The organism is Capnocytophaga sp. oral taxon 329 str. F0087 (genome assembly GCF_000213295.2).
Lineage (GTDB): Bacteria > Bacteroidota > Bacteroidia > Flavobacteriales > Flavobacteriaceae > Capnocytophaga > Capnocytophaga leadbetteri_A.
In genome coordinates this window covers 8573-9462 of record NZ_KN390053.1, presented here as the reverse complement: position 1 = coordinate 9462, position 890 = coordinate 8573, and the positions used below count along the sequence as shown (strand labels likewise).

The 890-nt window shown below is 44.0% G+C and carries 1 protein-coding gene; it reads right to left on the bottom strand.

From position 1 onward, the window contains the following. Window positions 1-890 (bottom strand): DEAD/DEAH box helicase (locus tag HMPREF9074_RS10610; protein ID WP_034540711.1); only part of this gene is annotated, 890 nt, incomplete at both ends.

Sequence of the window (890 nt, the reverse complement as noted above, 5' to 3'; positions counted from 1 at the left end):
GTTCATCAATAATAGCCAAGCCCAAGTTAGCAAACTGTACCTTATCTTCTAACAAGGCGTGAGTGCCAATGAGTATAGAAAGACTCCCCTCTTGCAACTGCTCATCTAAAATACGGCGCTCTTTGGTTTTAGAAGAACCTGTTAGTAAAGCTACACTTATACCTGTATTTTGCAACAGGGCACTAATACTCTGGTAGTGCTGGGTAGCGAGAATTTCGGTAGGAGCCATTAAGCAGGCTTGAAAGCCGTTATCTACCGCTAATAGCATTGTCATCAGGGCTACTATGGTCTTGCCAGAACCTACATCACCTTGCAAAAGTCTGTTCATTTGAGCATTTGAGCCTAAATCGGCACGTATTTCTTTAAGCACTCGTTTTTGAGCGTTCGTCAGAGGAAAGGGTAAATGGTGATTATAGAAGTTCATAAACGCATCGCCTACCTTTCTGAAAGGCATTCCTTGAAACTTCTGCTTCTGCAGTAGATTTTTGCGTACTAACTGTAGCTGTATGTAAAAAAGCTCTTCAAACTTCAGGCGCACAGTAGCTTTGGTCAGCATTGATTGGTCAGCAGGGAAGTGAATGTTGCGCATCGCTTCCTGCTTACTAATTAGGTTTAGTGTCTTGCGTATTGAAGCGGGCAGGTTCTCCATAAACTGATAGCCTACCTCTTCGAATACCGTATGTATAAGTTGCCGCATCACACGGTTGCTGACTCCGCGCTTAGTTAGCTTCTCAGTAGAGGGATACACCGGCTGTATGCTGCTGTGCCCTGCCTTGTTGAAATCGACAAGCAAGTCCATTTCGGGGTGAGGCATAGAGAAAATACCTCCGAAGTGATTGACTTTGCCAAATATGACATAGGATTCGTTTAGCTTTAGGCTATCGCTTATC